The following is a 22,825-nucleotide window of genomic DNA, read 5'->3' as shown; positions in this document are numbered from 1 at the left end:
ATTGTATACAAAATTAGAAATGTTTGTTTACTTTTGTAGGAAGTCAAAAGGTAGAAGCTTAGAGTATACCTCACACCCGCCAGATCAACCAATGTTTTTGTATACAATTTTAAATAGTATTTAATGAATATCGTCGAAGTAAAAAGCACTGTTAAAACGGCTGATACAGGAGCATATTCAGCAGCTGTCCTGGTAAATGGCTGGCTTTACATAAGTGGTCAGGGACCGCTTGATCTTAAAAGCGGAGCGGTTATAAGCGGTTCAATTGAAGAAGAAACAGCGTTAACGTTATCCCATATACGTGAAATTGTGCAGGCGGCAGGAGGGACCATGCAAAATATTGTAAAGTGTACGGTTCATCTCAGTGATATCAATGATTTTGATCGTTTCGATAAAACTTATGCCGCTATTTTTCCGGAGATAAAACCTGCAAGAACAACCGTACAATCTGTTTTGTCAGATGGGATAAAGATTGAAATCGATGCGGTAGCATTTATTGGCTAAAATAAATATCTTCCAATGGACGGAAAAATAAAGATAGGTACAGTAGGTCTGGGACTAATGGGCAGCAGTATCGTTACGTGTCTGCTGGCGGCAGGACATCAGGTAATTTCCGTTGTGAAAAGCATTGATGAGGCAGGCCCGGCCAGGGAAAGAGTCCTGGGGTATCTGAATGAAATGCAGCAGGAAGGCCTTTTATCGGCGTCACCGGCTGAACTGGCCGATAATCTGACCATCACTGACTCACTGAAAGATTTATCTGCAATGCCGGTGGTCATTGAATCTGTATATGAAGATGCGCACGCCAAGAAACAGATTTATGGTGAACTGGAGAAGTACATACAACCGGATGCCATCATAGGCAGCAACACTTCTGCTATACCGGTTTCTATATTACAGGCAGGTTTAAATCATCCCGGGCGGTTTTTAGGTATACATTGGGCGGAACCCGCTCATATCACCCGTTTCATGGAAATTATCTGTGGCGATAAAACAGATCCGGCAAACGCGGAAAGAATTAAAATACTGGCTGAACACTGGGGTAAGGAACCTTCTGTTCTCCGGAAGGATATCCGTGGATTTATTACAAACAGGATCATGTATGCTATGATCAGGGAAGCGTTTCACCTGGTGGACAAGGGATACGCTACTTATGAAGATGTAGATCGTTCTCTCCGCAACGATCTTGGCGCGTGGATTACTTTTGCGGGACCGTTCCGTTTTATGGATCTGACCGGGATACAGGCTTATGCAACTGTAATGGAAGAACTGTTTCCCGAACTGGACAATTCTGCCGAAATGCCCGTATCGATGCGTAAACTGGCAGATGCCGGGGCACAGGGCGTGAGAAATGCACACGGTTTTTATCCTTATTCCAAAGCATCTGCTGAAGAGTGGGAAAGATGTTTCACCCGCTTTAGTTTTGATATACGCAAGCTCGCTGAAAAATACCCGGGCAATATTGGTGACCGGATTAATAACGCAGATAACTCCGCAGAAGAATAATGAAAAGGATCATCATATCATGGGGGTTACTGTTGCTTTGTAACCTGATGTGGGCTTTACAGTTTACCTGCATTAAGTTGGTGCAGGATCAGGTTGGACCCTATTTTACTGTATGGGCGCCTATGACAATGGCCGTTTTATTGCTGCTGCCTTTTATTCTCCGTGAACGTAATGATCAGAAGAGATCTGTATCTGATTTGCTTGTTTTTGTGAGACTGGGCCTGTTGGGGGCTTTCCCTGCACAGGTACTGATGACCTGGGGAACACAATATTCTACCGCCACCAATGCCGCTGTATTAACACTCAGTCTGCCGGTAATATCGACGCTCTTTGCTTTTCTCATGCTGAAGGAGAAAATGAACCCGGTAAGGTGGGTCAGTTTTGCGGTAGCCATTATAGGTGTCGTACTATGCACGTTCGGGGATATAAGACAGGCTGATTTTACGGCTGGCTATACAGTGGGGAACCTGCTCATTTTCCTGGCAATCGTGGGAAATGCATATTATAATACCGGTTGTAAGGCCATAGCCTCACGCTATTCTGAAATAGAAATGGTATTCTACACATATGTTGTCATGATCATTTTTCTGACACCGCTTGTATTGTTTTATGAGCCGGAAGTGTTCGGAAGAATTGGTGTATTCACTGTGCAGACATGGACGGGGTTAGCATTGCTTACACTCTTTCATAATTTCTTATCCATGGTGCTCTTTTTCAAAGCACTCAAAACGCTGGATGCCATGCAGGTGGCCCTCTCCAATTATATGATCACTTTCATGGGATTACCAATTGCAGCTATCTGGCTGGGGGAAGCACTCAGTGGTTATGCTATTGCCGGTGGTATGCTGGTATTGGCAGGTACATTAATCGTCACTATTGTAGATTATCGAATGAGTAATCATACAGCCATCATAAAAACTAAAAAATGGAAAATTTTAAACCCTTGAAAGGTGTAGTACCAATTATACCAACCCCGTTTACAAAAGAAGAAGAGATCGATGAAGAAAGTTTACGGAATCTCGTGGATTTTGCTGTTAACGCAGGTGTGGAAGCGGCGTGTTTGCCCGCTTATGCAAGCGAATTTTATAAATTGACAGATGATGAAAAACTAAGGGTCGTAAAGATAGCTGTGAATCAGGCAGCGGGAAGGATTAAGATCATCGGCCAGTCCAATCATGCATCACTGAAACTGGCAATTAAATTAGCACAGGCGAACGTGGAAGCCGGCGCAGATGTAATCTCATTGGCGGTACCGCGTATTTTTAACCTGCCGGAATCTTCCATTGAGGAATACCTGGGTGAATTTATGCAAGCTATTCCCAATACGCCGGTACTGGTGCAGGATTTTAATCCCGGTGGCCAGTCTATCAGTGTGGAAATGATTTGCAACCTGATGAAAGAACATAGCAACTTCAAATACCTCAAACTGGAAGAACCCCTTTGTGCGCCCAAGTTTAAAGAAATCATTGATGCTACAAATGGAAATATCGGGCTATTTGAAGGCTGGGGAGGCTTATATATGCTGGAGCTGATACCTACCGGTATTACCGGCGTGATGCCCGGCTTAGGAGTATCCGATATATTACAGAAGGTTTTTCTGTTGAGAAAAGGAGGGGATAATGATAAGGCAATGCGGCTTTTCGAGAAGGTAATGCCCCAGATATTCTTTTCTCTGCAGAACATGGAATTGTTCCACTATGCGGAAAAAGAATTACTAATGGCACGGGGAATATTGAGAAACAGCCATGTCCGCAAGGCATCTTACACACCGGATGCTTCTACTGCAAGCTATATCAGGGAATTGAATCAAAACATCCTGGAACTGGTAGGGGAAGGAGTTATGCAATAAATTTTTGCTTTCAGATAATCACATATAATGAAAAGAATTTTCACCATCCTGGTTATATGCATGCCTGTTATTTTTTGCTATGGCGCACAGGCCGGCGATAACGGGAATGCCGGTAAGTTCCGCCTGTTGCCGGCGCCACAGAAAGTGGAATGGAATAATGGTACAGGCTTGAAAAGCAATGAACTGAAGGGGATTTTTCTGAAAGGTGATTTGAAACGACCCGCATTGGTTTATCCCTTAGACAACCTGCCGCTGGCAGATCATCCGGGGAAAGGGATACTCACATTGGAAATCTCAAACAACAAAGAGCTGCCGGCTTCCAATGAATCCTATATTCTTCAGATACAGAACGGCGAAGTAACTATTTCCGGTAAAGACGATGCAGGGGTATTTTACGGATGTCAAACCTTGTTGCAGATGCTGGAAGATGCAACGGATCAGCGTATAGACATACCCGCGTGCAGGATTACAGATTTTCCGGATATCCCGTACAGAGCCGTGCACCTGGATCTGAAGTACCATCTTGAAAAAATGGAATATTACTACAGAATGATGGACCGGCTGGCGGGCATAAAAGTAAATGCGGTGATCATTGAATTTGAAGATAAGCTCAGGTATAGAAAAGCAGATAAGGTGGGATCGGGAAATGCGGTGTCAATAGACGAATTTGCGGCATTATCCCGTTACGCAAAGGAACGGTACATTGAAATCAGCCCGTTGGTGCAGGGCCTGGGGCATGTGTCCTTTATTCTTAAGCACGATATTTATACACATTTGCGCGATGACAGGAAGATAGACTGGGTAATTGACCCCCTCAACCCGGAAACTTATGACCTGCATTTCAAAATGTATGATGATGCCATGGAGGCAACACCCGGTAGCAAATATTTGCATATAGGAGGAGATGAGGTGTATAACCTGGGCGCTTCGGAGTTATGCAAACGTTCCGGCATGAAGCCCTTTGAATTGCAGATGTACTGGTTAAATAAAGTTTGTAAATACGTAACCGAGCATGGCCGTACGCCTATTTTCTGGGACGACATGGTATTTTCACTCTCCGATTTGTACGGAACCATGCGTAACGACAAAATGCTTGATTCTGCCTGGGTGGAAAAGGAATGGGCAGAGAAACAACATCTGCTGGATGAGAATGTAGGCCTATTCCCTAAGAATTGTATTTACATGCGATGGAATTATAACTTCCCGAAAATACAGGGAAACACTAAAGCCATTGACTGGTTTATGGCCAATGGTATGCAGGTGTGGGGCGCACCAGCCGCGCAGGACATGTCTGCTATGTTGCCAAGACAAAATTCTATTTATCAGCCAACAAAAGATTTCTGTGAGATTGCCGTAGAGAAAAAATTGCCCGGCATGTTATTAACTGCCTGGGATGACTCCTCTCCGCATATGGAAACTTTCTGGCGCGGCTTCTACGATTATGCAGGTTTGTCGTGGAACTACCAGGATATGGATGCCGCTGCTGCTCATAAAATATTCCGTCATCGGTTTTATGCACCCGAACTGGCCGCTCCACAATTTGAATTCCAGGACTCTCTGGAACTGGCACTGGATTTCTGGGACGTGGCATTGATCAATCAGGGACACCGGCGACATTATCCGTATAAAATGGATCTTATTTCTCTGCCGCATAGTGACAGTACAGGCATCTGGAGCAAAAAATATGCAGATAAAGTGGAACGTGCGCAGCTGGAATTAAAACGATATTCAAATATCAGGACTGTGATAGCTGAGAATAAAAAAAGAGTACGCAGGAACAGGTATTCGTTGGAGTTATTAACAGTGATGAATGAGTTACAGATCTATCCATCCAGACTATTATTGCTGTTGCAAAACTATGATCAGGCGAAGGACAAGGACAGGGTAAAGAAGGAAATCGGCAGCCTGGTTAATTCCTTCCCGGCATTGAGAAAGCAATATGAAGATGTGTTTTCAGAACAACGGTTCCTCTCAAATCCTCCCGGATATATACTAGATCAGAACAATGATCCCATGTTGGGGAATGGAACAAATAACAGCGACTGGATGCATGTTTTTGAACTTGCCTTCAATGATAAATTGTTAAAGTGGTTGAATGAAAAATAACATAGCTAAACTTCTGTTTGTTTTTTTTGAGATTTTGCTGATAGTGCCTGTGCCGGCATTTTCATCGCTGCCAGGAAGACCTCCGGGTGGCGATGAGGCAAATCTCCTTAAACATTTCAGGTTGGTTCCGTTGCCGCAAAAAATAGTCCTCGCCAAAGGGGCAGGGCTAGCCTGCAATGCGCTGGGAAGTATATTTCTGGAAGGCATCGCGCGCCGGCCTGTATTGCAGGCGCCCTTGTCAACGCTACCAGATGCGGAGAGGCCAGGGGAAGGAGTGCTCACTTTACGGTTAAAGAACGATCCGTCATTACCGGCTTCCCGGGAAGGATATAAACTGGAAGTTACTGCCAGGCAGGTTGTGATAACAGCAAAAAGCGAGGCCGGTATTTTTTATGGTTGCCAGACGTTGCAGCAATTGCTGGAAGATGCCAGGGATCAGTCACTGCTGATTCCTGCATGTACTATAACTGATTTTCCGGACATACCGTACAGGGCTGTACACCTTGACCTGAAGTACCACCTGGATAACCTTGACTATTATTACCGGATGATGGACCGCCTGGCGGCCGTTAAAGTGAATGCAGTTATCCTGGAATTTGAGGATAAGTTAAGGTATCGTTCAGCGCCGGTTATCGGAGCGGAGAATTCCATTTCAATAGATGAATTTGCGGCGCTCAGCAGATATGCCAATGAAAGACACATTGAGATCAGCCCGTTGGTACAGGGTTTAGGACATGTGGCTTTCATCCTGAAACATGATGAATATGTGGATTTGAGAGATGATCCGCGGAAAGACTGGGTGTTTGATCCGCTGGATTCCGGTACTTATGCTTTGCAATTCAGGTTATACGATGAGGCAATTGCCGCAACTCCCAATGGTAAATACCTGCATGTAGGCGGAGATGAAGTGTATAATCTGGGGCAGTCGGCAGCCAGCAGGAAGTCGGGCATGACTACCTTCCAGTTACAAATGTACTGGCTGAACAAAGTTTGCGCCTATGCACGGGAGCATAACAGGATCCCTGTTTTCTGGGATGATATGATCTTTTCCCTTTCAGGACTTTATATGTCTATGCACGATACCCATACACCAGCTGATTCCGTCAATTTATTATGGGAGAAGAATGCACCGAAAATTGAACAATATCTGCATCTCTTTCCTAAAGACTGCATATACATGCGTTGGCACTATACATACCCGCGGTTGCAGGGTAATCAGAACGCCGTAAACTGGCTTAAATCCCACCAGCTGAAAGTAATGGGCGCCAGCGCAGTACAGGAAATGCATCCCATGATGCCGCGTAACCAGTCACTTTTTAACCCCATAAAAGATTTTAGCTGGGTAGCTGTTACGCACGGATTAGAGGGCATGCTGGCAACTGCCTGGGATGATTCATCCCCTCACTTCGAAACATTCTGGCGTGGGATATATGATTATGCCTGGTTGAGCTGGAAATATACTGATATCGGGCCGGATGAAGCACATGCCGCATTCCGCCATCGTTTCTATGGACCGGCTTTAAGTAATGAGAGATTTGAATTTCAGGATTCACTGGAATTTTTAATGAATTTCCAGGACACCGCATTTGTGAAAAACAGCACCAGGATCACGGTACCGGAAAAAATTGACCTCATAGAACTTCCCGGTTCAGAACTTCCCGCAGATGTATGGCGGACCGTTTACAGGAACCGGGTTAACCTTGCCCGTAAAGAAATTAAACGGTATGAAACAACCCGCGGCATTATTAAAGACAATATAAAATTGGCAAAACGTAATCACTATGCCTTGCGCCTTTTTGAAAGGATAAATGAATTACAGATCTATAATGCAAAAATACTGGATCTGCTCGATGACTATGCAGGAGAAACTACACCAGACGGCCGACGGCGTGCGGTATTAAAGATCAGGTCTGCAGCGGACGGATTTGCAGACTTGAGAAAAGAATATGAGCAGGTGTTTTCGGAAACAAGGTTTTTAGAAAGGCCACCGGGGTACCTGATGGATGATAATTACGACACAATGCTGGCAAATGCCACGCAGACAAGCTCAGACTGGATGTACCTTTTTGAATTGAAAATGAATGTAAAACTTGAAGCATGGCTTAAATCCATGCAGTAGCGCATCATCATAGCAAACTAATTCCCGTACACATAAAAGTTATACTAAAAATGGATAATTTAAAGTCAGGTGCATTGCTTATTATTTTCTCCGCCGGTATACTTTTTACCGGATGTAAACAGAAGCGATATGCAGAGGCGAAAACCGTGGAAAATGAACTGAAAAGTTTTGTTTTGGAAGATGGGTTTGAGATTGAGAATGTTGCCGCTGAACCACAGGTGGTTATGCCTGTTTCCATGGCAATTGATGAGGATGGTAATACATACGTGGTAGAAATGGAGGATTATCCTTTCGTAGCTGATGCAGCAGCCGGAAAAGGAAATATAAAAATGCTGCTGGATGTTGACGGCGATGGTAAGTTCGATTCTGCTTACGTATTTGCACAGCGGATTCCCGATGCCACATCTGTACTTCCCTACAAAAAGGGTATCCTTGTTACGGCTGCCCCGAACATTCTATTTATGAAGGATACCACCGGCGATCATAGAGCGGATGTTATTGATACCATATTCACCGGCTTCTTTACCGGAAACTCAGAAGCACAGATCACCAGTCTCACATATGGGATCGACAACTGGATCTACGCCAATAATCATGGTCAGGCAGGACAGGTGAAATTTTTGAAAAGGCCTGACCTGGCGCCGGTATCAATGGGTGGTCACGATTTCAGGTTCAGACTTGATAAAGAGCAGTTTGAAGCGGAGTCCGGAACGGGGCAGTATGGCCTGGCCATCAATGACTGGAATCATCGTTTTTATACACAGAATACACTGCATATACAAACGAATCCAATTGCCTGGAGATATCTTCACAGGCACGCCTATATGCCATCCTATAGCGGCGACTACAATCCATCTGACCATGAGATTGAAATGTTCCAGTTAACGCCACCCCCTTACTGGAGGAAAGAACGGAGCGAAAGACGCCAGCGCCAGTATGATTCGCTGAAATTAGACCAGGTGGAGTGGATTTCAGGACATTTTACAGGTGCCTCGGGCGCCACATTTTATGGTGGAGACAATTTCCCTAAAGAGTATTATGGTTCCATTTTTACGGGAGAAGTTTCCGGAAATCTTGTGCACAGAGATGTTTTAACACGTACACCAAATCAATCGTTATATACCGCCAGCCGCGGACCACTTGAAAAAAAGAAAGAATTTCTGGCATCCAAAGATTCCTGGTTTCGTCCCACTTCGTTTTATTCCGGCCCGGATGGTAACCTGTATGTGATTGATATGTACCGTCAACATATTGAAACACCAGTTTCTATACCTGACGACCTGAAAGCCGATATGGATTTCCATGCAGGTAATGACAAAGGCAGGATCCACCTGATTTATCCAAAAGGGGGAAAGAAAGTAGTTAAACCACAGATGAACGCCTTGAGTAGTGGGGAACTGGTGAAACTGCTGACACATCCCGCTGCCTGGTGGCGTACCCAGGCACAACGCCTGTTAATTGACCGCCAGGATCAATCCATAGTGCCGGCTGTCAGAGCTATTTTGGTTTCCAATACAGATGCCAGGTATCGTTTACGGGCATTATATACGCTGGAGGGCCTTCAGGCACTCACAGCAGCTGATGTAAGGGGTGCCATGAATGATGTGGACGCCGGTGTGAGAGAGCATGGCGCCATCTTGTCTGAAAGGTTTCCGGAACTACTGCCCGAACTGTTGAAACTGACAAATGATAGTGTGGCATATGTTGTATTTCAGGCAGCCCTGAGCGCAGGGAATGCGCCGGCTGATAAAGCAATACAGGCATTAAGCCTGACACTGACCAAACACAGCGCAGATTCAATACTGAATATTGCTGTGTTGAGCGCCGAACCCTGCACATCTTTGAAGTTTTTGCAGGCATTGAAAAATAGCGGGAATTATTTTGAAACACCTGGCAAATACAAACTACAGTTTTTAAAGTCATTTGGCTATATCAATGGAGCGAGGAACAACGGTGCAGAAATTGCTGCACTGGCAAGCTTCTTACAGGACCCGGTTATTGTAAAAAATCCGGGATGGGCGGATGCGGTTACTACAGGATTGTTGGAAGGTCTTACCGCTGAGGAAAAAACATTATCCGCAGACGCGTTGAAAGCCTTGAAAAAATACGAAGCGAACATAACTGATCCGGGCATAAAAAGTACGGTAGCAAAACTATTACAACCGGTAACTTCTTCTAACTAATCTAAAAAGAACTATCATGAATGAAATCGAGAGAAGACAGTTCATCAAAAACGGGATACTTTTTTCAGCCAGCTTTTTAGCAGGAGGCTTACTGTTATTGGGTTGCGGAAATAGTCAGAAAGAAAATGCGACGGGGGACAGGAAAGCAAAAGAAGAAAAGAATGATGCTCCTGCAAAGGATCCCTGTGATGCATCGGCACTGTCTGCCGAAGACCTGAAAGCCCGGAAGGCATTGGGATATGTGGATCAAACGCCCATGAAAGAAAAACGTTGTGGAAATTGTAAGCTGTTTGTACCGGCGCAGGGAGAGAAGTCATGTAATACCTGCCCTTTATTCAAAGGTCCGGTTTCACCTAAAGGATATTGCACCTACTGGGCGCCCAAAGGCATCTGATTTTTCAAACATAAAGCATCAACCGTGAGTCATCATATTTTTTTCAGATTCAGCAAATGCCTGTTACTATTAATTTGCTTTTCGGTAACGGCATTTTCCCAGAAAATCCGCGTGGGTGTTTTTGAGGTAAATGCTTCCCCGCCGATAGGCAGCCCGGTTGCTTATGCGGTTACACGTTCCATTACTGATTCCTTAAGTGCGCGGGGTATTGTAGTGTTGTCGGCAGACAAGCCCGTGGTACTGTGTGTGGTGGACTGGATTGGCATTTCCAATGAGGGGCAGGATCGATGGCGCCGGCAGGTGGCCGCCGCAGCCGGAACAACTATAGACAGGGTTTCTATACATACCCTGCATCAACATGATGCCCCCCGTTGTGATTTTACGATTGAAAGAATTATGGAGGAATATGGCCTGGGAGGAAGAAGCATTGACAATACTTTCACTACAGACGTGATCCAGAGAACAGCTGCAGCTGTAAAGAAGGCAATCAGTAATGCACAGGTTGTAACAGCTGTTGGATGGGGGCAGGCTAAAGTGGATAGTGTAGCTTCCAATCGCAGGATAATGGATGCGGATGGCAACATTACCACGCGCTGGAGCAGCACAAAGGATAGTGCCATGCGTGCAGCACCGGAAGGATTGATAGATCCCTGGCTGAAATGCATCAGTTTCTGGAATGGGAATAAAGCAATTGCGCTGTTAACTTATTACACAACACATCCACAAAGTTATTATGGTACAGGTGATGTAACCTGTGAGTTTGTAGGTATCGCGAGGAATGCCATAGAAAAGCAGCTGGGAATACCCTCTATTCATTTTAACGGCGCAAGCGGCAATATTGCTGCAGGAAAATATAATGATGGGTCTGCCCCGCAGCGTATTGTCCTTGCCCGTCATGTAGAGGAGGGTATGAAGAAAGCATGGCTGAATACCAAAAAGTATCCGCTCCGGAATGCTTCCGTTGCCTGGAGTAACGTAGAAGTGGCACTGCCACTTGGCGCAAACATCATTGAAGCAGATCTTCGCCACCGAATGACCAACGACAGTCTCAATATTCATGAAAAATTCAGGGCGGCAGAAAAACTGGCCTGGTATCAGCGTAGCACCGAAGGGCACAAGGTTAATATTTCCTCACTGAAATTGGGCAATATCTGGTTGCTGAATATTCCGGGTGAGGCATTTGTGGAGTACCAGCTGGCAGCACAAAAAATGCGGCCTCAGGATGTTGTTTGCACTGCTGCATACGAAGAATATGGGCCGGGTTATATAGGAACAAAGGCATCTTATTTTCAGAAAGGCGGATATGAAACCAGCGATATTGTTTCCGGTGTTTCTCCTGATGTGGAATCTGTGCTGTTAAATGCCATTCGTACCGTGCTAAAATGATGAGCATATGGACCGGAGAAAATTTCTGGCAAATTCGGCTATCCTCACCATTGGAAGCCGCGTTTATAAAACACTAGGTATGGGAAAAAGCGCCCCCTCCGTTGCAGACCTTATCCGGTTAACGGCAACCGCTTCAAATTTTGAAAGAGAAAAATTAAGGATACCATTCGGGTTTAAAGGAGGCTACCTAACGGAGCTTTGGCAAACCGCTGTGCAACTGAAAACGGACCGGGTCAGCGGAATTGGGTTAGCCACACAGAGCGTATTGTATGGAGATGCTGATCTGTTTGCGGCCTATTCTGAAGCGGCTGCCAACTCATTGATGTTTGCATTGACGGAAAAAGCCTTACATCTGGCAAAAGATATCCCTTTCAGGACACCGGTCGACTTATTTGAAAGACTGCTTCCGGCTGTAACAAATGAAGCAGTATCATTAACCGGTAAGAAGGATATCAATCCAAACTTTGTTCTGAACGCATTAGTGAGCCTTGATAACGCAGCCTGGTTGGTTTATGCTGCTGAGAATGGTTTTAAGGATTATGAACAGATGATCCCGGAAATATACAGACCGGCACTAAGCACACGTAATAGCAAAATAGGCGTAATGTTCCAGGTATCTTATAAGATGCCTGTACAGGATATCGTGAAGGCTGCAGACGGGGGATACTTTATCATTAAGATAAAAACAGGGCAGCCGGGAACGCAACAGGAAATGGTGGAAAAAGATGCCGCCCGTATCAAAGCCATTCATGATGCCCTCCGGTTGAAAAGTACACCTCATACAAAACATAACAGAATTCTGTATACGCTGGATTGCAATGGCAGATACGAAAAGAAATCGACCCTGCAACAGTTAATAGAACAGATTAAAGGGAACGGCCTGATGGATCACTTATTACTGATTGAAGAGCCTTTTCCGGAAACAAACGATGAATATGTAGGCGACCTCGGTGTGCGCATTGCAGCTGATGAAAGTGCGAACAATGAAGAAAATACACTGAAACGTATCCGGCAGGGATATAAAGCAATTGTATTGAAGGCAGTGGCCAAAACGTTAAGTCTTACCTTCAGGATCGTGAAGGTGGCGCATGCGCATCATATACCCTGTTTCTGCTCGGACTTAACGGTAAACCCTATACTGGTAGACTGGCATAAGAACCTGGCGGCAAGACTGCTTCCTTTTCCGGAATTGGGAATTGGCATGATGGAGACTAATGGAAAGGAGAACTACATGGGCTGGGAAACCATGAAGCAATATCTTCCGGCAAGAGATGCATCATGGGTTAATGCAAAACAGGGAGTGTTTGAACTCGATGATAGTTTTTATCAAACCGCCGGAGGAATATTCCGGCCTTCGGATCATTATGTTGAAATGTTTAGAAAAACGTAAAGTAAGCGGGTATGTATTCCTGTTAGTGTTCCTGCCGGTTATTTTTTATGGTGCCTGTATGCCCTGCAGCAGTGCCGGAAAGCCAGATGTAACTGCAAAAGCAGTTACATCTGCAAAAGAACAGGAGGAACACAAGGCCAGGATAGTGGCCTGCAGTTTTGTGAAAAAACACCTGGGTGTTACCATTGGTTTGGAAAGCATATATCATTTCAAAATTACCGGCAGACAAACATATACAATGAAAGGAGTTATCAAGGAGAATGATAATGTCTGCTATTGGTCTGTTACCCTGCTTTTTAACGGAAGCGACTGGAACAATATTAATAACTGGGCCGAATTGATGTTCAATACAAATTATCCGGGGAACGATGGTTGATTTGTTTAATAGGCATTTTTAGGATATTTTTGTATACAAATTACTATTTTTATGAAAGAAGGTTCGTTAGCAAATATGGCATATGCTGAATTCAGGAAAATGATCCTGTCTAATCAGTTAACCAGGGGATCCAGACTTGTGGAAAGTTGGTGGGCGCAGAAATTGAATGTAAGCCGTGTAGCTGTTAGGGAAGCTCTGATCAGGTTGTCAGGTGAAAGCCTGGTTGAATTTGGTGAAAAAGGTGGATGTTTTGTGAAATCCATTACGGCAGAAGACGTTGTGGAAATAAAGGAGTTGCGGGAAGTATTGGAACTGGGTGCATTAAAATTGTTATCGGAAAGGTATGACAAAGAAGTAATAGCAAAGTTGGAAAGAATCTGTGAAGATTTCTCACTGATGGTCAGTGGCGGATATTTGAGTGGTGCCTGCGAAGCGGATGTGAAATTCCACGAGGCTATCATTGAGGGGTCAAAAAATGCCCGCCTTTTACATATTTATAAAAGTAGCAATATTCCCTTGTTTCATTTCAAACTTGGCAGTACGCAGTCTGAAATGAATGACTATGAATTGACGGATGTAGAGCATAGAAAAATTGTGAAGGCTTTAAAAAAGAAGGACTATGAGACGGCAAGGGAAACGCTGATTATGCATCTGGACCGTGGAGAGAAAGCCATGCTTGGAATGGTTCCGGAAAACAACACCGTTGCAGGGTAATGTACGCTGCCGGTCAGAACTTCAGTTCCGCCAGTGATATCTCTCTCCCGTGTTGCCTTTTACTTACGTCCGCAGCTTCCATAAAGGCATACAATTCTATTGTTTCTTTTGAATTAACCGGAGATATGCCTGTCCTGTAGAAATCTATTATCTTTTGAAGCAATGGCTCGTAGCCATGATATCCTGTGATAGGCACATTTCCTTTTTCGCCAAAGGCCATTCCTCCATAGGCATAAACACCGCTTCTGGTTCCGCGGAAAATACCTACCCTTCCGTCTTCCCATACACCTGTAACAATATCCGTAGATGCAGTATGGGTTCTTTGTACTGTGCTGCACCCCAGTCCCATTACCGCAAACAGCATTTCCACTCCATGCACGCCATACCAGTACAAATCAGTATGGGATGGTTCAATTTCACAGGGACTAAAGGTTTCTGCACCGAGTATTTTGCCAATCAGGGAGCCATTCTGCAGCTTTTCCATATTTTCAACATAACGTAAAGTAGACGAAGAGAAAACCGGCACTTTGTGGCGTTCCGCTAATTCATAAATACGGACCACATCCCGGTAAGATGCAGCTACCGGCTTATCAATGAATACAGGTTTGCCTGCTTCAAATATCATTTTTGCCTGTTCCAATCGTAATCTGCCATCATTTGTTTCCAGCATTATTACGTCAGTTACCTTTAAAAGTTCAGCGATGGAGGATGATATGGTGACGCCATACGCTTTTACCTGTTCTGTATATCCGGAGATTCTGCTGTAGCTGCTTTTTATTTCGCGGCTTCCATAAGGGTAGGCGGCTGTTACCCTGTACCCCCCATAAGTATCGTTAGCTTCCGTTGCATTTAATGTTTTTACAAATTCAATGGAATGAGAAGTATCCAGGCCAATGATACCAACTCTTTTCCCTTTCTGTGGTACCGGGAACGCTGCATAGGCTGAACGGGGATATAAACTTATGCCTATGCCCAGCGTTGCTGCTGTTTGCAGGAAATTACGACGGTTAATATTCGATTTGTTTTTCATCCTGTAGTTATTTATTTATTCGCAAGCCGTCTCAGAGCAATGTAAGCCATAAGGCCGCTGCTCATATTGAATACGTTTTGCTCGTCAACGTCAAAAGTGGGTGTATGAAGGGAAGAGTTTATTCCCCGGGCGGTGTTTCCTACGCCTAATCTATAGTAGCAACTATCGGCCAGCCGGGAAAATTCTCCGAAATCTTCCCCGGCCATCCAGATATTCAAGGTAGAAACATTTTCCTTTCCCAGGTATTCAATGGCATATTGAAATACCTGGGCTGTTAGGTCCTCATTATTTTCTACTCCCGGAAATCCCTGTATTTTCACATCAGAAGTGGCGCCCATGCTTTCTGAAATGCCTTTGACTATTTTATTGATATGGGCGTGTACTTCTTTTCTCCATGTTTCATCAAGTGTTCTGAGCGTACCTTCCAGGTATACTTCTTCCGGGATAATATTAGTAGATCCGGCGGCGGTCAGCTTCCCTATTGAAAGAACAGTTGGCATCGCTGGGTTGGCCATTCTGCTTACAATTTGCTGCAGGGCAATAATTACATGACCGGCGATTACCACCGGATCTATATTTAAATGCGGTTGCGCGCCGTGTCCACCCCGGCCTTTGATGGTAATATACAGCTCGTCATTTGAGGCCATATATCTTCCGGGTTTCAATCCCACCTTTCCTGCTTCCAGTTCTGGCATAGTATGCTGACCGATAACAGCGACCAGTCCCGGGTGATTTAATAATCCTTCTTCCACCATGGCTTTGGCGCCTCCGGGATATTTTTCTTCTGCCGGCTGGAAAATAAGTTTGATCTGTCCTCCAAAATCATCTTTCAGGGCCTGTGCAATGCGCGCTACGCCCAGCAATGATGCGGTGTGTACATCGTGTCCGCAGGCATGCATGATACCTTCATTCTCAGATTTATACGGTACATTATTTTCTTCATTAATGGGAAGTGCATCAATATCTGCCCGTAATGCAACTGCTATTGAAGATGGTTTGTTTCCGGTTATGGTGCCGATAACGCCGTTGCCGGCAGATGCCTGCCAGGGAATATTCATTTGGGTTAACCGCTTTTTAATATAGTCAGCTGTTCCCTGTTCGTGAAATGAAAGTTCCGGATGCCGGTGCAGATAGTGTCTGTCTGCAATGATTTCACCGGAAAATTGGTGGCATAGTGTTTTAATTTTGTCTATGAGCATCAGCGGGAGTGCTTGGTTAATGATGGATAAGCCTGCAATACACGGTCTATTTCGGAAGACTGTCCCGGAGAAAGACTTTCATGTGGATTGAGACACCAGATGCCTTCAAGAAGTTGCTCGCGGCGGAGCACTTCATGTATCCCGGAAATACATCCGTGAAACTGGTTCGAAGGATCAAAGATGGCCGCATTCATATCGGTGATCATGACGCCTGTAGCCAGTAAGTCTGCTATCCCTTCATTATTGTTGGCGATGGAGTGCTTTATTTTATTAAACAGCTCAACCGCCGGTTTTGTCCAAACAGACCAATGACCCAGCAAACCGCCAACAAATCTTTTTTCAACCGTTGCCCCATTCACTACAAATCTGAAAGGGGTAAGGAGGTCTGCCACCAGGTTGTCGTCATTGCCTGTATACAGGGCAACTTCTTGCATCCGGGTGGAGTCGCACACTGCTCTTACCACATCCAGCGTTTGGTAACGGTTGAATGCAGCAACTTTTATCGCCTCCACATTTGGAATTCCGGCGAAGGCTTTCCAGAATTCGTAACTAAGGATCCGGCCTCCCACAGCAGGTTGCAGATAAAAGCCAAATACAGGCAGGATATCTGCAATTGTCCTGACATGTTTTATCAGGGCTTCGTCCGTCCAGTCGTTTAGCCCGCCAAGACTTAATAAACCGATGTCATAGCCATATTTAACTGCCAGTTCAGCCTCTTTAACTGCCTGGCTGGTAGAGCCGCAAATACCGGCAACTTTGACAAGTGTTTTTCCGCCTGCTGAACGCTGTATCTCATCAGCTGTTAACTCCAGTACCCGTTCCAGCAGGTTGAATTTCGGGTCCCTGATCTCAAATTGCGTAGTATGCACACCAATAGCAATACCTCCCGATCCGCTTTCGAGGTAATATCTGGTCAGCGCTCTTTGCCTTTTTTCATCTATCCTTAATTCGCTGGTAAGCGCAAGTGGATGTGCAGGTATGAAAGTACCCTGGTGCAGCAACGTTTTAACTGCCGGGCTCAATATTTTTGCAGCCATATCTTTAAAATTTTCCTTCCCGTTCCTGAAAATGAGTAGGCTTATTGGAGATTTTTCCGCCGTATTTCAGCCATTCGGCAATCATATAAATCATTTCCTTGAGTGACACCGATGGATAGCCAAATAAATTAAATGCCTCCGCTGAATTGCTCAACAGGGCAGTGGCTTGTTCTTCTCCGCTGAATACCGGTGGCAGGTTGAACAGTTTGCCAAATTCTCCCGCAATCCATCTTACAGAAGCGGTTTCCGGACCTGAAACATTTAAGAACTTTGCAGGTGTGCTACAATGTAGTAATGAGCGGATGGCAATTTCGTCCGCATCCTTTTGCCATATCACATTTACATGACCCATACGAAGATCAATGCTAATGCCTTCTTTCACACATTTTGCAATTTCAAGCAACACGCCATAGCTGACATCATTCGCATAATTCAATCTGTAAATCAGCAATGGAGTGCCATACTTCGACGACTGGTATTGAAAAATCCGTTCCCGCCCAAGACAGGACTGTGCATATTCTCCAACGGGTGCTGCCGCCATTTCTTCTGTGGCGCCGCCTGCAATAACAGGAGTCAGCGGATATACGTTACCCGTAGAGAAAACAACGATTTTTGAGTTTTTGAATTTTTCCGCTACCAGCCCGGGCAGGAAGCTGTTCATCGCCCATGTTAATGATTCATTACCTGTAGTCCCAAATTTTGTTCCTGCCAGGTATATCACATTAGGCACTTCCGGTAAAGAAGCCAGTTGCTCAGGCTCCAGTAAGTCGACCGGGTAGGTTTCAACGCCATACTGTTCCAGCTCAGACTGAAGGCCGGGTTGGGAGAATCTGGACGCGCCCAGTACTTTCTTTTTCAAACCTGCAATGGCAATAGCGTCCATTGCTAATTTGGCCATAGAGGGCCCCATTTTTCCTCCAACACCAAGTAAGAGAATGTCCCCGTCAATTTTTGCAATGTCTTCGATAAGCGCATCTGAAGGCGTTAGAAGACGACTGTAAATATCATTGATATCGGTCATGTTGTGAAATTTATAGAGATAGTTAAAAGAAGAGTTTTTGAATATTCAGACCGGCCAGGATAAATACGAGAAGAAGCCCCGCTATAGCTGCTATGTTGACGGCCGTTGAATTTTTATATTTGCCCATGATCGTTGCATCATTACTAACCGCAAATAATGCTATTCCGATCAGTGGTACGATCAATACGGTGATGCTTTGTGCAAAAACGATCAGTTCAAGTGGAATATGCCCGAAAAGGATAGCTATTGTTGCGCCGATAATAATGATCAGGGCAATGAAGCTTTTTGCTTTTGGAGAATCCATGCTGCTGCCGAAGCCGAGGGAATCTGCCAGCAGTGTTCCGCCAAGTGTGGCATTGCCGATAAGGGAAGAGAAGGATGCGCCATAAAGGCCTATCAGGAAAAACATAGTAGCCTTCTTGCCGAAAAGGGGCGTAAGCGCCCGGCCCATATCTGCGGCTGTATTCACCTTTATATGGTTAACATGAAGAACAGAGGCAGCGCAGACCATCACAATGACACTCATTAACCCAAGCAAAAGAATACCTGTAAGGCTTCTATCCCTGATCTCATTTCCGCTTTTGTTATTTCTTGCCCTTTCCTGTACAAGATAAGACTGATAAAATGCGCCTACCAGTGAAAAACAGGAAGCGATAAACGCAATGATCAGGCCATGGGATCCCATCGGGACCTGCGGGCGTAAACCAGCCAGACTCTCTGACAAGGAAGGACGCGCTACGATGCAGGTGACCAGGAACGAAAGCAGCATGGATATTACAATGCCTATCATCACTGTTTCAAGGATCTTGTAGAAACGACGAAAGAATAACAGGCTTATGCCTATCGCGCTGGAAAGGACCACCCAGAAGCCGGTGGACGTATTCGTTAGTTCGGCCAATGCTACACCGGATCCGATTGCGTTGCCAGCCTGAAATGAAACGGTAACCAGGAAAATTCCTATACCTATGATCGCAGAAAATTTGCTGCCCCACTTCATTTGAATAGTATTTAACAACGATTGTTTGGTGGCCATGCCTATCCTGGCAGCCATAGATGTGTAAATGGCCATAAAGAATATGGCAACTGCCACAATCCATAGTAAGCTATATCCAAATTCAGCCCCGAGTTTAGTGGTAATAGTCATTTTACTTGGCCCAAAAACAACGGCCAGCGTAATGATGCCTGGAATAAGGGAGCCGCTCCAATCTTTTAGTTTTGATGACATGCGTCCTGGTTTGGTTGAATAAAATGTTATTTGAATACAAATATATTGTAGTTTTGTATACAAAAATACTTTTTTTGTGTATGCAGAAAAAATAAAGCCTATCCGCCGATGAAACCGCGCAGCCGCTGAGAACTGATTTTTTTATGGATATAATTGCCGGAACCCGGCACCTTAGATGATTTATTTATTCAAGTGATATGAGATCGTACCTGACATATGTATGCTGCTGTTTAATGGGCTTATATGCCTGTTCGGGAAGCAGGGGTAGTAAGAAGATTGTATTGTTTGCCACTCCGGCTGTTACAGACAGTCTGAAGCAACAACTGGAAAGAGCAGCAGCCAGCAATGGCTGGCTGCTGCAGGTTACCACAGACCGGCACTTTTTCCAGGAAGATTCCCTGGCCGGATGCAGCGCCGTGGTATCCATGCTGTCGGATGTCGATAGCATGGGCCACCGCGAAGTGGTATCGTTGCGGCGCTACCTGGAAGCAGGCGGAGGGTGGATGTTAGTAGCCGATACACTGCATCACCCAACAGGTTGGCCCTGGCTGGATTCATTAAACGGGCGGAGGGAATTTACGGAAGAGAAGCCTGCCAGGATTTTTATGACGCCGGCACCATTAGCAGCAGGGGTATTGGAAAAAGGTGTGAAATATGCGATCGGGGATAACACCGCGCCGGATTATAAACTTTGTGCCACACTTCCTATACCTGAAAATAACCGGTACGCCTATACGATGTTGGGTCAGGGACTGGATGAACCTATGGAAATGGCCATCATGCCGGGCAACGACGTATTGTTTGTAGAACGCAAAGGGGGCGTAAAATTGTATGAGCACGACAGCAGGGAGATAAAAACCATTGGGCATTTCGACGTTTTCAGCGGCATAGAAGATGGCTTGCTGGGCGTGGCCCTGGACCCGGATTATGAAAAAAATAACTGGGTGTATTTTTACTATGGGGTGGCAGGCAGCAAGGCAGTGAGCCGTTTATCCAGACTGGAGCTGAAGAAGGGGCAGCTGTTGATGCAAACAGAAAAGATCATGATGGAAATTCCTTCACAACGGCAGTATTGCTGTCATTCTGCGGGATACCTGGAATTTGGCCCTGGCGGCCTGTTATACCTTTCAACCGGGGATAATACAAACGCGGAGGCTACCGAAGGTTATACGCCGGTAGATGAAAGACCAGGACATGAACTGGCCGACGACCAGGGCACGTCTGCCAACAGCAATGATCTGCGGGGCAAGATACTGCGTATAAAGCCAAAGCCGGATGGAACCTACGAAATACCAGACGGCAACCTCTTTCCTAAAGATGGCTCCGCGGGCAGACCTGAAATTTACGTAATGGGATGCCGCAATCCTTTCCGCATCACAGTAGATCCGCACAACAACTTTCTTTATTGGGGAGATATAGGGCCGGATACTAAGGTGCCCGCTGCTGAAGGCGGCACCCTGAGCTTTGATGAAGTGAATCAGGCCAGGAAACCCGGATACTTTGGCTGGCCTTATTTTAATGGTAATAATGAAGCATATCCTCTATGGGACTTCGCCGGAAAAAAAGAACGCCCCCGTCAGAACCCGCAGCATCCGGTCAACAACTCACGGAATAATACAGGAGTGCGCAACCTCCCGCCCGCTCAACCGGCAATAATTTGGTATGCTGATGGTAGTTCACCCATATTCCCGTTGGTCGGCAAAGGCGGTGAATCCGTAATGACAGGTCCCGTTTTTTACAGCGATCAGTTCAAAAATGCTAAATACAGGTTATCGCCGTATTATGATGGCAAACTGTTTATTTACGATTGGGTGCGCCGTTGGATCATGGCAGTTACATTTGACAAAGATTATCATTATCTCCGCATGGAGCCATTTCTTGAAAACCTGGATCCGTCCGCGCCTATAGATATGAAGTTTGGTGAGGATGGTGCGATTTATTTACTGGAATACGGCACCAACTGGTTCGCAAAAAATATGGATGCGAGACTGGTACGTATAACCTATGCAGAAGGTAACCGTAAGCCATTTGCCAGCATCCGGTCTGATAACAACTATGGTGCCGTGCCTTTTACCGCACATCTTTCGGCGGCAACATCCGGCGACTTCGATAAGGGAGATGTGCTGCAATACAACTGGGAGCTGGAGGGCAAAAATTATAGCGGACCAACGCTGGCGCATACATTTAACCAGCCGGGTAAATACAGGATATACTTAACAGTAACGGATAATCACGGCGCCACAGATACGGCCTCATTGACGCTCGAAGTAGGCAACACGCCGCCGGTTGTCCGGATACAGACCAAAAATAACCGTAGCTTTTATTGGGATAATACCTCACTCGATTACCTGGTAAGCGTTACCGATCATGAAGATCCGCAGATCGATTCTTCCGCCATCAGGGTGAGTTTTGATTATCTGGCCTCGGGCCGCGACTTAGCGGTGGTATTAAACGGTAGCAACAGCAGTGCCAGTCCACAGTACGCAAGAGGCCATGAACTGTTTTATTCATTGGACTGTAAGGCCTGTCACACAGAAAACACCGCCTCCGTAGGGCCAAGCCTGCTGGACATCTCACACCGTTATGCTGGTAAGGAAGATAACATCGGCAAGCTGGCGGCTAAGATCATTGCCGGCGGCAGTGGCAACTGGGGCACGCGCACAATGTCTTCCCATCCCGATCTGCTACCTAAGGATGCCAGGGAAATAGTGAAGTACATTATCTCGCTGGGAGCCACCACGCCGTCATTACCCTTGCGGGGATCTTTAGCGTTGAAAGCTCATGAAGGAAAAGGAAACAATGGTGTTTACCTGCTTACCGCTTCTTATGCCGACAAAGGAGCCAATAATATAGCACCTCTCACATCGCAGGCTATCGTTGTATTAAGAAACCCGTTACTGGAGGTGGAAGATTTTGATGACAGCAAGGTGAGCTTACAACCCATTGCCACCGCCGGTCTTACCTATGCCTATGTAAAGGATGGGGATTTTGTAGCCTACAAACAACTTGACCTGGCAGGCATCAGCAGTATAAAGTACAATGTGCAATACAGGGGCAGTGGTGGTGAAATCCTGTTACATATCGATAGAAAGAATGGACCGGTAGCAAGCAGGATCACTATACCTCCCGGAAATACGCCCGACTGGAAATCGGGCTGGAAACAGGTGACAGCAACATTGGATGAGATCAGCGGATTACATGACTTGTACTTTGAATTTAAAAGTCCGCATGGCGACAAAGGATATCTTTTCAATATTGATTGGATTTATTTCACAAAAAACAAATAGAGA

The 22,825-nt window shown here is 45.4% G+C and carries 18 protein-coding genes; 13 read left to right on the top strand and 5 right to left on the bottom strand.

The features are described from left to right. The first annotated feature begins 123 nt into the window (after nucleotides 1-123). From V7S65_RS11555 to V7S65_RS11500, 12 genes are read left to right on the top strand one after another with little or no spacing between them, the layout of a single operon-like run. Nucleotides 124-504, top strand: coding sequence for a RidA family protein (locus V7S65_RS11555; RefSeq protein WP_336387043.1), 381 nt, complete (start codon nucleotides 124-126; stop codon nucleotides 502-504). A gap of 15 nt (nucleotides 505-519) precedes the next feature. Beyond that, on the top strand, nucleotides 520-1,506 hold the full coding sequence (locus tag V7S65_RS11550; RefSeq protein WP_336387044.1) for a 3-hydroxyacyl-CoA dehydrogenase family protein: 987 nt from the start codon (nucleotides 520-522) through the stop codon (nucleotides 1,504-1,506). After that, complete coding sequence (locus V7S65_RS11545; RefSeq protein WP_336387045.1) at nucleotides 1,506-2,453, top strand: DMT family transporter; 948 nt, start codon at nucleotides 1,506-1,508, stop codon at nucleotides 2,451-2,453. The genes V7S65_RS11550 and V7S65_RS11545 overlap by 1 nt, the downstream gene beginning before the upstream one ends. After that, on the top strand, nucleotides 2,432-3,355 hold the full coding sequence (locus V7S65_RS11540; RefSeq protein ID WP_336387046.1) for a dihydrodipicolinate synthase family protein: 924 nt from the start codon (nucleotides 2,432-2,434) through the stop codon (nucleotides 3,353-3,355). The genes V7S65_RS11545 and V7S65_RS11540 overlap by 22 nt, the downstream gene beginning before the upstream one ends. Before the next feature lie 27 nt (nucleotides 3,356-3,382). Beyond that, nucleotides 3,383-5,461, top strand: a complete 2,079-nt coding sequence (locus V7S65_RS11535; RefSeq protein ID WP_336387047.1) for a family 20 glycosylhydrolase — start codon at nucleotides 3,383-3,385, stop codon at nucleotides 5,459-5,461. Next, nucleotides 5,451-7,580, top strand: a complete 2,130-nt coding sequence (locus V7S65_RS11530) for a glycoside hydrolase family 20 zincin-like fold domain-containing protein (protein WP_336387048.1) — start codon at nucleotides 5,451-5,453, stop codon at nucleotides 7,578-7,580. The genes V7S65_RS11535 and V7S65_RS11530 overlap by 11 nt, the downstream gene beginning before the upstream one ends. Nucleotides 7,581-7,630: 50 nt before the next feature. Next, nucleotides 7,631-9,763, top strand: coding sequence for a PVC-type heme-binding CxxCH protein (locus tag V7S65_RS11525; protein ID WP_336387049.1), 2,133 nt, complete (start codon nucleotides 7,631-7,633; stop codon nucleotides 9,761-9,763). Between the two features lie 16 nt (nucleotides 9,764-9,779). Further along, nucleotides 9,780-10,157, top strand: coding sequence for a high-potential iron-sulfur protein (locus V7S65_RS11520; protein WP_079473192.1), 378 nt, complete (start codon nucleotides 9,780-9,782; stop codon nucleotides 10,155-10,157). A gap of 24 nt (nucleotides 10,158-10,181) precedes the next feature. After that, nucleotides 10,182-11,543, top strand: coding sequence for a hypothetical protein (locus tag V7S65_RS11515; protein ID WP_336387050.1), 1,362 nt, complete (start codon nucleotides 10,182-10,184; stop codon nucleotides 11,541-11,543). Between the two features lie 7 nt (nucleotides 11,544-11,550). Continuing rightward, nucleotides 11,551-12,933, top strand: a complete 1,383-nt coding sequence (locus tag V7S65_RS11510) for an enolase C-terminal domain-like protein (RefSeq protein WP_336387051.1) — start codon at nucleotides 11,551-11,553, stop codon at nucleotides 12,931-12,933. Beyond that, nucleotides 12,908-13,309 carry a hypothetical protein gene (locus tag V7S65_RS11505; RefSeq protein ID WP_336387052.1) on the top strand — a complete coding sequence of 134 codons (402 nt, stop codon included), beginning with the start codon at nucleotides 12,908-12,910 and terminating at the stop codon, nucleotides 13,307-13,309. The genes V7S65_RS11510 and V7S65_RS11505 overlap by 26 nt, the downstream gene beginning before the upstream one ends. 51 nt (nucleotides 13,310-13,360) lie before the next feature. Then, the gene (locus tag V7S65_RS11500) at nucleotides 13,361-14,023 is read left to right on the top strand and encodes a GntR family transcriptional regulator (RefSeq protein WP_079473196.1); all 663 of its coding nucleotides are present in this window, start codon (nucleotides 13,361-13,363) and stop codon (nucleotides 14,021-14,023) included. Nucleotides 14,024-14,036: 13 nt separating this feature from the next. Here the strand turns inward: V7S65_RS11500 and V7S65_RS11495 are convergent, their stop codons facing one another. Genes V7S65_RS11495 through V7S65_RS11475 form a run of 5 tightly spaced genes read right to left on the bottom strand, consistent with a single transcriptional unit; the run spans nucleotide 14,037 to nucleotide 19,535 of the window. Beyond that, complete coding sequence (locus V7S65_RS11495; protein ID WP_079473197.1) at nucleotides 14,037-15,053, bottom strand: Gfo/Idh/MocA family protein; 1,017 nt, start codon at nucleotides 15,051-15,053, stop codon at nucleotides 14,037-14,039. Nucleotides 15,054-15,064: 11 nt separating this feature from the next. Next, nucleotides 15,065-16,252, bottom strand: coding sequence for a M20 metallopeptidase family protein (locus V7S65_RS11490; RefSeq protein WP_336387053.1), 1,188 nt, complete (start codon nucleotides 16,250-16,252; stop codon nucleotides 15,065-15,067). Next, a complete protein-coding gene (locus V7S65_RS11485; protein WP_079473199.1) occupies nucleotides 16,252-17,289 on the bottom strand; it encodes a dihydrodipicolinate synthase family protein in 1,038 nt (345 codons plus the stop codon). The genes V7S65_RS11490 and V7S65_RS11485 overlap by 1 nt, the downstream gene beginning before the upstream one ends. Nucleotides 17,290-17,293: 4 nt before the next feature. Further along, on the bottom strand, nucleotides 17,294-18,310 hold the full coding sequence (locus V7S65_RS11480; RefSeq protein ID WP_079473200.1) for an NAD-dependent epimerase/dehydratase family protein: 1,017 nt from the start codon (nucleotides 18,308-18,310) through the stop codon (nucleotides 17,294-17,296). 22 nt (nucleotides 18,311-18,332) lie between these two features. Continuing rightward, complete coding sequence (locus tag V7S65_RS11475) at nucleotides 18,333-19,535, bottom strand: Nramp family divalent metal transporter (protein ID WP_336387054.1); 1,203 nt, start codon at nucleotides 19,533-19,535, stop codon at nucleotides 18,333-18,335. 197 nt (nucleotides 19,536-19,732) lie between these two features. Between V7S65_RS11475 and V7S65_RS11470 the strand changes: the two genes are divergently transcribed. Next, entirely contained in the window at nucleotides 19,733-22,822 is a 3,090-nt protein-coding gene (locus V7S65_RS11470; RefSeq protein ID WP_336387055.1) for a PQQ-dependent sugar dehydrogenase, read from the top strand. Nucleotides 22,823-22,825 lie beyond the last annotated feature (3 nt).

The organism is Chitinophaga sp. CCNWYY40 (assembly GCF_037483205.1).
GTDB lineage: Bacteria > Bacteroidota > Bacteroidia > Chitinophagales > Chitinophagaceae > Chitinophaga > Chitinophaga ginsengisegetis.
The sequence above is the reverse complement of the archived record's forward strand: the minus strand, read 5'-3'. Positions and strand labels throughout refer to the sequence as shown.

Bases quoted from the DNA above. Each gene is read 5' to 3' on its own strand.
- V7S65_RS11555 (WP_336387043.1), top strand. From the start codon at position 124: ATGAATATCGTCGAAGTAAAAAGCACTGTTAAAACGGCTGATACAGGA.
- V7S65_RS11550 (WP_336387044.1), top strand. From the start codon at position 520: ATGGACGGAAAAATAAAGATAGGTACAGTAGGTCTGGGACTAATGGGC.
- V7S65_RS11545 (WP_336387045.1), top strand. From the start codon at position 1,506: ATGAAAAGGATCATCATATCATGGGGGTTACTGTTGCTTTGTAACCTG.
- V7S65_RS11540 (WP_336387046.1), top strand. From the start codon at position 2,432: ATGGAAAATTTTAAACCCTTGAAAGGTGTAGTACCAATTATACCAACC.
- V7S65_RS11535 (WP_336387047.1), top strand. From the start codon at position 3,383: ATGAAAAGAATTTTCACCATCCTGGTTATATGCATGCCTGTTATTTTT.
- V7S65_RS11530 (WP_336387048.1), top strand. From the start codon at position 5,451: ATGAAAAATAACATAGCTAAACTTCTGTTTGTTTTTTTTGAGATTTTG.
- V7S65_RS11525 (WP_336387049.1), top strand. From the start codon at position 7,631: ATGGATAATTTAAAGTCAGGTGCATTGCTTATTATTTTCTCCGCCGGT.
- V7S65_RS11520 (WP_079473192.1), top strand. From the start codon at position 9,780: ATGAATGAAATCGAGAGAAGACAGTTCATCAAAAACGGGATACTTTTT.
- V7S65_RS11510 (WP_336387051.1), top strand. From the start codon at position 11,551: ATGGACCGGAGAAAATTTCTGGCAAATTCGGCTATCCTCACCATTGGA.
- V7S65_RS11505 (WP_336387052.1), top strand. From the start codon at position 12,908: ATGTTGAAATGTTTAGAAAAACGTAAAGTAAGCGGGTATGTATTCCTG.
- V7S65_RS11500 (WP_079473196.1), top strand. From the start codon at position 13,361: ATGAAAGAAGGTTCGTTAGCAAATATGGCATATGCTGAATTCAGGAAA.
- V7S65_RS11495 (WP_079473197.1), bottom strand. From the start codon at position 15,053: ATGAAAAACAAATCGAATATTAACCGTCGTAATTTCCTGCAAACAGCA.
- V7S65_RS11490 (WP_336387053.1), bottom strand. From the start codon at position 16,252: ATGCTCATAGACAAAATTAAAACACTATGCCACCAATTTTCCGGTGAA.
- V7S65_RS11485 (WP_079473199.1), bottom strand. From the start codon at position 17,289: ATGGCTGCAAAAATATTGAGCCCGGCAGTTAAAACGTTGCTGCACCAG.
- V7S65_RS11480 (WP_079473200.1), bottom strand. From the start codon at position 18,310: ATGACCGATATCAATGATATTTACAGTCGTCTTCTAACGCCTTCAGAT.
- V7S65_RS11475 (WP_336387054.1), bottom strand. From the start codon at position 19,535: ATGTCATCAAAACTAAAAGATTGGAGCGGCTCCCTTATTCCAGGCATC.
- V7S65_RS11470 (WP_336387055.1), top strand. From the start codon at position 19,733: ATGAGATCGTACCTGACATATGTATGCTGCTGTTTAATGGGCTTATAT.